General features: G+C 27.7%; 5 protein-coding genes. 4 read left to right on the forward strand and 1 reads right to left on the reverse strand.

All coding sequences use genetic code 11. From position 1 onward, the window contains the following. Positions 1-14: 14 nt before the first annotated feature. From cfbE to MBFIL_RS01110, 4 genes are all read left to right on the forward strand, one after another. Positions 15-1,526, forward strand: coding sequence for a coenzyme F430 synthase (gene cfbE, locus MBFIL_RS01095; RefSeq protein WP_066970629.1), 1,512 nt, complete (start codon positions 15-17; stop codon positions 1,524-1,526). Positions 1,527-2,064: 538 nt separating this feature from the next. Next, on the forward strand, positions 2,065-2,934 hold the full coding sequence (hemC, locus tag MBFIL_RS01100) for a hydroxymethylbilane synthase (RefSeq protein ID WP_066970631.1): 870 nt from the start codon (positions 2,065-2,067) through the stop codon (positions 2,932-2,934). Positions 2,935-3,385: 451 nt separating this feature from the next. Further along, positions 3,386-4,342, forward strand: coding sequence for a Gfo/Idh/MocA family protein (locus MBFIL_RS01105; protein ID WP_066970633.1), 957 nt, complete (start codon positions 3,386-3,388; stop codon positions 4,340-4,342). A 116-nt stretch (positions 4,343-4,458) separates the two neighbouring features. Beyond that, complete coding sequence (locus MBFIL_RS01110; RefSeq protein ID WP_066970635.1) at positions 4,459-5,085, forward strand: orotate phosphoribosyltransferase-like protein; 627 nt, start codon at positions 4,459-4,461, stop codon at positions 5,083-5,085. A 111-nt stretch (positions 5,086-5,196) separates the two neighbouring features. Here MBFIL_RS01110 and MBFIL_RS01115 read toward each other — a convergent pair whose 3' ends face one another. Beyond that, positions 5,197-10,893 (reverse strand): carboxypeptidase regulatory-like domain-containing protein, encoded by a 5,697-nt coding sequence (locus MBFIL_RS01115; RefSeq protein ID WP_066970637.1) that lies wholly within the window; start codon positions 10,891-10,893, stop codon positions 5,197-5,199. Positions 10,894-11,171 lie beyond the last annotated feature (278 nt).

Genomic DNA, 11,171 nt, shown 5'->3' on the forward strand with positions numbered 1-11,171 from the left:
TCAGGAGTAATATAATGAATGTTTTAGTTATTGATTTAACACATGGTGGAGTCAAAATAGCTATTGAATTATCAAAATTAAATAAGTTTGATAATGTTTATGGATATGATTTATATAAAACTTTAAAAAAAGAAGATGAAAATAAGCTCAATATAAATAGTGTTAAATTAATAAAAAACATAGAGGATTTGAATAACACTCAAATAAATATAGAAGAACTGATTATTACTTTTCCTGTGCATTCACCATTAAAAGGTGAAGAAATAAGAAGAAAACTAAAATATAAGAATATATATAATAAAAATAATGATTTAACTCATCATGAAATAGTTAAATATATAATAGATTCTTGGAAAAGTAATAATCATCATGATAAACATATTACAATGAATAATTTTCCAATAATTGAAATAACTGGAGTTAAAGGAAAAACAACAACTGCCAATATATTAAAAAATATTTTAAAAGAATATGATCCCCTTATTCTAAGTAGTTTAGGTGCTTATTCATATAATACTAAAAATAATACTAATACTAAAAATAATACTAAAAATTGTTTATTAAAAAAAAACATAAGTATAACTCCTGCAAATATCCTTGAAACGATTAATTTAGCCAAAAATAAGAATATGAGTTATAATAGCTGTATTTTTGAAAGTTCTCTGGGAACAACAGGAGTTGGACAAGTTGGAATACTAACAAACATAATAGAAAATTATCCTATTGCAAATAACACATCTAATGCAAAAGAGGCTAAAAAACAAGTTTTTAATAATGAATTTGTTGTAATTGAACATGATACACTACATAAGTTTTATAAAAATGAATTTAAATTAAAAAATAAAATAAACACTTTTAAAATTGAAAATTATGAATTATATGATGATTTCAGCTCAAAAAATATAAATATCAATTTGATAGCTAAAGATATTAATTATAATTTAGATAAAACAAATTTCACTATAGTATATGATAAATTAAAAACAATAGAAGATACTGAGATTTCAGGAGAAATAGAATTGGAAACATATGCACCAAATCCAGTGCACCTTTTAAATGTTTTAGGAAGTGTTTGTGCATCATTAACATTGAACATTAACATGGAAACTATAAAAAAAGGATTAAAATCATTTAAAGGAGTGAAAGGGCGAAGTTCTCAAAAAAACGAGAAAAACTCTATTATAATTGAAGAGATCAATCCAGGAATTAATGTTAAGTCTATAGAAAAATCAATTAATATGTTAAATGACTTTAAAGATTATTCCATTATAATTGGAGGGAAATATGGAGTAACCTGTGAAGAAATTAATGAAATAGAGTTATCTAATTATTTAGATAGATTAGTAGATAAAAATAGCTATGATTTGATTTTAGTCGATGAATTAGGCAAATCTGTAGAAAATATTATGAAAAATCATGTGAAATACGTTGAAAGTCCTAAAGATGCTCAAAATAATTGTATAGAAAATAATAGAAATATTTTATTCATTTACAGGTCTAATTATTCTCAAACTAATAAAAGATGATAAAAATTAAGAAATAAAAATTAACAATTATTAGCATCGATAATTTAGTAATAATAAAATCAAAGACAATATTAATAGTAAATGGATAATGATATTATTAGTAATATCAATTAATATGATTAACAAGTCAATCATACTATTAAATTGTGATTAAAAAAATAATACTGAAAAGTGAATAATTACTAAAGTTTAAGAAAAACTTATAACTTAGAAGAATATATTAAAATAATATACTCTATTTAAACATTTAAGAAAGTTATTTGATACCTTCTAAAATTTGAGAGACCCTAAATATTTAATATAATAAATGTATAATAAGAGTGAGTAATAACTTTAAAGAGAACATATAGTATTCTTAATTTAATAAATTATAAATAATTATAATTGTATAATGAAAATATATACTTCTAATTCAATGTATACTGCCAAATATCATGATAATTTGATATTGAATCAAATATAGACAGGAATACAATATTAAATACATTACAATATTAAATATAATATAATCCAAATAAAAAAAACTGGAGATGGTTAACTGATTGTAGGAACAAGAGGTAGTAATTTAGCCATTGTACAGACAAATTACGTTAAAAGGTTACTATCTAATATTACAAAAGAAGATGTAAATGTAAATATTATAAAAACAACTGGAGACAAAATAACTACTTCACAACTTTATAATATGGACTCTAAAGGATTATTCACTAAAGAATTAGATAAATCCGTTCTTGAAGAGGAAGTTGATTTTGCAGTTCATAGTTTAAAAGACGTTCCAACTGATTTAAATGAGGATCTTGAAATTGTTGCAGTTCCTCCACGAGTATCATCTAATGATGTCTTGATATCTAAATTTTCATGGAAAGAGCTTAGACCTGGTGCTACACTAGGAAGTAGTAGTCTTAGAAGAGAAGCATTCTGCAACCATCACGATAAAGGACTTAAACTCAAGCCAATACGTGGAAATATTGAAACTAGAATACAAAAAGTGATGAATGGAGAAATTGATGCTACAATTATGGCTGAAGCTGGTTTAGTTAGATTAGGATTAATGAATCATGTAAAATATAGGTTCTCAATTGAAGAAATGACTCCCTCTGCAGGACAAGGAGCAATAGCCGTGATTACAAGGAAAGATTCATTGAAAAAAGAAATAATTCAGAAAATAAGCGATTATTATTCATATCAAGAAGTCCTTGCTGAGAAAAGCCTTTTAAATGAATTAGGTGTTGGATGCCAATGGCCACTTGGAACCTCTGCAAAAATAAAACTTGATGGAATAGAATTATATTCTGTTTTATTGACAAAATCAGGAGAAATTTTAAGTAAGGTTCGTTTGAAAGGACCTATAAAAGATGCTGAAAATTTAGGAAAAGAAACTGGTAAAATCATGAGTGAATACTTATGAAAATCGAAATACAACAACATATAAACAAAAAGATTAAAACAAAACAAATACTCTTTAAAAACTAAACATACTTTAACAATCTAATCAAAATATTGAACAAAACGATTTCTGGAATATAATAATGTATTAATTGAAATAATAAAGTGAATGTTAATTAAAATATTAACTGTAATGGATTTAAAATAATTAATTACAACTAACTATTTTTAATTAAAAAGATTTAAAAAGTGGAAAATCAAAATTTAAAAATAAAAAATAATTTTTAAAATATAATTAAAAATAATAGTTTAAAAATAAAAAATAATAGTTTAAAATATAATTAAAAATAATAGTTTAAAAATAATTATTTACTTAAAAAATAACTACTAATTTAAAGATAATTATTTTTTTAAAGTAAAATGATAATAACATAATTATATATATGATCAATGTAAAGAATGGAGGATTAATTGTGGATAATGTTACTGTTGGTGTTATAGGCGTTGGTGCTATGGGATACAATCATGCTCGTGTTTACCATAGATTAGAAAATACAAAATTAGCAGGAATATCAGATGTAAGTGAAAATACATTAGCAAAAGTAGCGAAAAAATATGATACTCAAGGATATACTAACTATGAAGACTTGCTAGAAAACCCTGAAATCGATTTAGTCAGTATATGTGTTCCGACGACACATCACCATAAAGTTGTTATGAGTGCTATTGAACATGGGAAACATGTTTTAGTAGAAAAACCTATAGCATTTACACTACAAGAAGCTGAAGAAATGAACGAAGCTGCAAAGGAAAAAGGAATTAAATTTGCAACTGGACATGTTGAAAGATTTAATCCCTCAATTCAAAAAGCTAAAGAACTCATAGAAAATGATGTTATTGGAGATATTGTATCAGCATCTGCAAAAAGAGTCGGTCCATTTCCTCCAAGAATAAAAGACGTTGGTGTAGCAATAGATTTAGCTATTCATGATTTAGATGTAATGTATTATTTATTTAACGAAAATGCAATTCAAGTTTATGCCACAATGGGTAGTATACTAGAAAAATGCGAATACGAAGATCATGCCGAAATAATGACTAATTTTGAAAATGGGATAACTGGCATTCTTGAAGTAAACTGGTTAACACCATATAAAAGAAGAGAATTGGAAATTACAGGTACTGACGGAATCATATCTATTGATTACATTGACCAAAGTATTGATGTGTATGGAAAATTTGCACAAGATGTTAAAATACAACATGAAGAACCATTAAAAGAAGAATTAAAATCGTTTGTAAATTCTGTTTTAAAAGATAGTGAGCCAGAAATCACAGGAGATGATGGAATTAATGCGCTTAAGATGGTTTTAGCAGCTAACAGATCATCTAAAGAGCAAATACCTATACATATAAACGATATTAAATAATAATAATAATAATAATACAATTAATACAGCTAAAGAAACAATGACTAAAATATACTATTAACTAATAATCAATGAATCATATACACAATAACAGAATAAATAGCTATGGTGAAAAAATGAATGAAAAACTTGTTAAAAAAGCTCAAAAACTCAGAAGTCATGGTTTTACCACTGGTGAGATTGCTGATGAATTAAATGTTTCAATGGACACAGCAACTTGGTTGACACTTCAACAACCAAACCAAAGTGAAGAAAAAAGTGAAAATGCTCCTTTAGATTTTGCAATTAATTGGAATAGCTTAGGTGGAAGTTCTTCACGGCTTAGATATGTTTCAGCAGCTTTAAGTGATATGGTAACAAAATATGGAGATTTTGAAGTAGTTGTTGGAATAGCTATTAGCGGAATTCCCTTTGCAACCATTATGGCAGACTTTTTAGAACCTTACGAAGGGTCTGAGCCAGCACTTGCAGTTTTCCATCCACAAAAACACAGAAAAAGCGAAAAATCTCCTGTTACCAAAGGTGGAGCAATCAGTGAAAATTTTGCATCAGTTTCTGGAAAAAAAGTCATTGTTGTAGATGATGTAATAACTAGTGGCAACACAATAAAAACAGTACTTAGAGTTTTAAAAGAACAAGGTGCAATCCCAGTTGCTGTAGCAGTATTACTTGATAAAACAGGAATATCCGAAGTAGAAGGAGTTCCAGTAGAGTCATTAATAAAAGTTAATAGATTAGGATGAATAAATTATTGATTATATTATTCTTTTTTATTTAAAATTATATACTTCTACTTCTTATGATTAATGTTTGTGTCTTGAAGCTGATAAATAAAATATGAAGAAATAAAAGTATTATTTCTTCTTAGGAGTATATTCGAAAATAGCTATTCCTTTTTTATTTGTTTTAGCTTTTCCAACATATTTTCCTGCAACATAGAATTTAATGTATTTACCAGCTAATGCTTTTCCGTTATTAGTAGTTAATTTAGCTTTCAAAGTTGCAGGTTTATTATATTTGGTTTTAGTATAGTATATTGTAGTGATTGTTTTTCCTTTAGATTTAGCAATATATGTGTAAGTTTTAGACAATTTATTGTATTTATTGTCTCCAGCGAACTTGATTTGTAATTTATTTGAACTTTTGAGTGTGGTTTTTATAGTAAATTCACCTTTACTATTAGTTTTATAAGTACCTATTTTTTTACCATTTATATAGACTGTGAATGTTTTATTTGGAACTGTCTTACTTTCACTGTTGGTAGCTTTGATTTTTATTGTTTTTTTATCTCCAACAGATCCAGTTGGTAATGTAGTGGTTAAAGTGATTTTATCTTTAGTTACAGTTACAGTAGATGCTGATGATGACGTTGAAGACCCATAAACACCTGTAGGATCAGCGAAGGATGAAGTGTAAGTTAATGTACCTATTTTTGTTGGAGTATAACTAAAGTAAGCTACACCTTTTACATCAGTAATAGCTGTTCCAATGAATTTTCCATTAACATAGAATTTAACCTCTTTATCTTCAATAGGTTTACTATTAACATCTTTTAAAATGGATTCAAGTTTAACAGAATTATCAACACTTACAATCACATTTAATGTGTTGATTTGGGTTGGAATTGCTTTTGAAATAATATTTGTTGAACTATTATTATTTCCAATATTATTAGCAGTAGTGTTAATTGTAACAGTGTTATCTATGGTTCCTACACTAATTATTTTTGCATTAATTGTTAATGTAGCTATCTTTCCACTACTTAAATCAGATATGTTCCATGAGCCTGAAAGGTGATCATAGGTTCCTATGTTAGATGAATAGCTAATGAATTGTAATTTAGAGTTTAGTTTTTCTAATACATTGAAATTAGAAGCTGTGCTTAGACCATTGTTAGTTATTTTAATTGTGTATGTGATGTAATCTTCAACTAGTGGGTTTCCTGTGATATTACTAGTTTTAACGATAGTTAAGTTCACATCATTAACTGTGAATTTGATGCTATCATTTGTTTTATTATTAATATTTGATTCATTTGTATTAATTTTAGCAATATTTTCTATTTCTCCTAGGTCATTAATTTTAGCAGTGATTGTTAGTGTTAGATTATTTCCTGCTTTTAGAGTACCAATAGACCATATACCAGTGTTTTTATCATAAGTGCTTCCATCAGTAGTGGAGTAGTTGATAAATTTTAATTTATCTCCTAGTATATCAGTGATATTAACACTGTGAGCATCAGTTATACCATTATTAGTAATTGTGATTTTATAGGTCACTATATCACCATAATGAGGATTATTTTGCCAAGTAACATTTGAAACCATAATCATACTAATATTAACATCATTAACACTTATATTGACTGTATCTTTATTGTTACTATTGATATTATTTTCACTTGCTGAAACATTAGCAGAATTACTGATATTGCCCATAGCTATTATAGTAACATTAATTGTGAGTGTTACTGTTTTACCAGCTGTAAGCTCACCGATAGTCCATAATCCATTAACAGTACTATAAGAACCTTGTGTTGTAGATGCTTTATTAAGTTTCAACTTAGTATTATTTATTATTTCAGTTACAAGAACTCCAGTAGCAGTAGTAGCACCATTGTTCACTACACTAATATTATAAATTACAGTATCTCCAAAATGGGCATTAACACCATTATTAATTCCATTAATGCTAGCTATTTTAATAATACTGATATTAACATTGTTAGTCACAATAAAATTAGTGCTGTTAGTAGCACTAACATACCAATCATTACCATCAAAAACAGCAACAACATTAACTAGACCAGATGAATTAACAAGATAAGTAATACTCCACTTACCACTCGCATCAGTAGTAGCATTATAGCTAACACCATTAACAGTTACAACAACTTTTACATTACTAACCGCCTTATTATTTTCATCTAATAATGTACCATTAATACTAACATTACTAATCATGTTAGTATCAAGAACTGGATTAATGATTAATGTGCTATTTAAAGCCAAACCATTGAAAATAGTGCTATTTACGGCAGTAGTGTAATTAGCATTGCCATTAAACTCAGCAACAACGTTAATATTTCCAGATGACTTAACAAGATAAGTAATACTCCACTTACCCCTGGCATCAGTAGTAGCATTATAATTAACACCATTAACAGTCACAACAACACTCACATTACTAATCACACTATTATTCTCACCAAACAAGGTACCATTAATACTAACACTACTATTCACCTTAGTATCTGAAATAAGATTAATAACCAAAGTACTATTCAAAGACACTCCATTAAAACTAGTGCTATTTACAGCAGCAGTGTAATTAGTATTACCATTAAACTCAGCAACAACGTTAATATTTCCAGTTGAATTAACAAGATAAGTAATACTCCACTTACCCCTGGCATCTGTCGTAGCATTATAATTAACGCCATTAACAGTCACAACAATGGTAACATTACTAATCACACTATTATTCTCACCAAACAAGGTACCATTAATACTAACACTACTATTCACCTTAGTATCAGGAACAGAATTAATAATCAAAGTACTATTCAAAGACACTCCATTAAAACTAGTGCTATTTACAGCAGCAGTATGATTAGTATTACCATTAAAGATAGCAACAACGTTAAATAGTCCAGTTGAATTAACAAGATAAGTAATACTCCACTTACCCATGGCATCAGTAGTACTATTGTAACTAACACCATTAACAGTCACAACAACACTCACATTACTAATCACACTATTATTCTCACCAAACAAGGTACCATTAATACTAACACTACTATTCACCTTAGTATCTGAAATAAGATTAATAACTAATGTACTATTTAAAGCTACTCCATTGAAATAAGTTGTATTAACAGCAGCAGCATAATTATTATCACCAACAAACTCAGCAACAACATTGACTAACTCGTTTGAATTAATAAGATAAGTAATACTCCAATTACCACTACTATCAGTAGTAGCATTATAAGCAACACCATTAACAATTAAATTAACAATAACACCACTAATCGGAGCACCATTCTCATCCAACAAAGAACCATTAATACTAACACTACTATTAACCTTAGTATCAGGAACAGAATTAATAACCAAAGTACTATTCAAAGCCAAACCATCAAAATAAGTTGCATTAGCAGCACCAGTATGATTACCATTACCAACAAACTCAGCAACAACATTAATACGCCCAGTTGAACCTACAAGATAACTAATATTCCAATTACCATTCGCGTTAGTAGTAACATTATAAGCAACATTATTAACAGCCAAATTAATAGTAACACCACTAATCGGAGCACCATTCTCATCTAATAAAGTACCATTAATACTAACACTACTATTCACCTTAGTATCTGAAATAAGATTAATAACTAATGTACTATTTAAAGAAATTCCATTAAAATTAGTGTTATTTACAGCAGCAGCATGATTAGTATTACCAACAAACTCAGCAACAACATTAATAACACCAGTTGAACCTACAAGATAACCAATATTCCACTTACCACTAGCATCAGTAGTAGTATTATAAGCAACACCATTAACAATTAAATTAACAATAACACCACTAATCGGAGCGCCTTTTTCATCTAATAAAGTTCCATTAATACTAACACTACTATTCACCTTAGTATCCAGGATAGAATTAATAATCAAAGTACTGTTTAAAGGACCTACATGAATTATTGTGCTTGTGTTGGTGTTACTTCCATCAAGTATTATTTCATTTGCTGTTATATTTGCAATATTTTCTATTGTTCCAATATTAGCTATTATTACTTCGATTTCTAATGTAGCTGTTTGATTAACATGTAAGGTTCCAATATTCCATAAACCTGTGGCATTATTATAAGTTCCAGTTGAAGAGTTGCATGTAATGTAGGTTAATTTGGAATCTAAGATATCATATACATGTACATTGCTTGCATTATCTAAACCATTGTTTTTAACAGTTATGACATATTTTACATAGTCTCCAATGTGTGAGGTGTTAAGACCAGTTACATTAGATACCTTTGTAATGTTTAGATTTACTGCTGGTGTGATAGTGATTGTTACTGTGGAGTTTATATCTGGATTAACAAGTGTTTCAATAGCTGTTACATTACCTGCAGTGTTGTTTATTGTTCCTGATTTAACAGCTTGAGCCGTCATGTTGAGTGTTACAGCTACTCCAGGTCCAATATCTTCAACAGTCCAAATACCTGTTGTACTGTTGTATGATGATCCTCCACTAACATTCAAAAGTTTAAAATTATCAGGAAGTGAATCAGTGAAAGTAACACCAGATGCAAAATCATATCCATTATTTATTATAGTTATTGTAAATTCAATAGTACCATTATTCAAAATATTAGTTACATTTGCGACCTTAACAATAGTGAGATTAACTTTAGCTTCAGATTCAATAATAAGAACAATATTCTCACCATCCACTAAAGCATTAATTGAAGATTGAGGATTATTATTAGTTAACATTACAACTTGTGAGAACATGAACGTTCTTATATCACCATTACTATTATTAATAACACTAGTACTGTTTCTAACTATTACATTTACTCCAAAATATGGAAGTAAACTTGGATTATTAGTTGTAGGATTATTAAGTGTTAAATTATAAGTTAAAGTAGCATTTTGATTTTTACTGTAATTTCTTGTGTCATTTGTATTGGTGTAAAATGTATTATTAAGTGAAAGCTCTAAAACATAATAATAACTTAATATAAAATTACCACCAGTTACTATAACCGAAGTTCCATTAGGATCATTATTATTTCCCCACCAATTAAAATTAGCATTAACAGTACCATTAGTCACATAAAGCTGACCATTACCAGAATTATTATAAAAACGATTATAATTAATAGTAGATGAATTAGAAGTATAAATAACACTACCATCCCCAGTAGCAGAATTATTAACAAAATTACTACCACTAACTACAAAATTATCACCAAGATTATAAATAGCTCCCACACGAAGTCCAGTGTTGTTTATGAATTCTGAATTGATTATTTTAACTGTTGATGATGAATCACTTCTTATTGCACCACCTTCTCGACCTGCATTGTCTAAGAACTTACAATTTTCAACTGTTAAAGTTCCGCCTTGGTTGTTTATAGCTCCACCGAAATTAAAACTTGTCCCATTTCCCCTAATAAAAGTCATATTTATAAAAGAAACAGTATATCCTGATCGAACATTAAATAACCAATCATTACGATTTCCCTGAATTATAGTATTACCTGATCCAATGAAAGTAACACTCTTGTTAATACCAATATTAAAATGTCTCTGCCACTGAGAATAAGTTCCATTAGCTAAATAAATGGTGTTATTTGCAGAAAAACCAGGATCTAAAACCTGTCCAACCTGATAGTTTAAATCAGTAGTTGTGTTCCCATAAACTACAGTAGCATTAACAGAAGACAAAGAAATAAAAAATAATACTATGAATAAACTCATAATAATGATTAATTTTTTACTTGTTAAAATATTTATTTGAAATTTATTATTCATATTTAATTACACTCCTTTTTTAAAATAATGTTGGCTGTGCAATAATTATTTTTTCAGTTGATAGAGGACATGCGAATTTGTTAGTTGTGGTTAGATTGTAATTATTTGTTGTCTATGTTTTTCATTGAATATTATTTTTTATTTTTTTTATTTGGCTGTGCAATGATTATTTTTTGTAAAAATAGATATCTAATTAAAATAAATTAAAATATTTGTAAGTCATTAATACATATTTTTTATAAAAAATAAATGTTTAAAATAGTTATAATTAATAAATA

It is taken from the genome of Methanobrevibacter filiformis, assembly GCF_001639265.1.
GTDB classification, from domain to species: domain Archaea; phylum Methanobacteriota; class Methanobacteria; order Methanobacteriales; family Methanobacteriaceae; genus Methanacia; species Methanacia filiformis.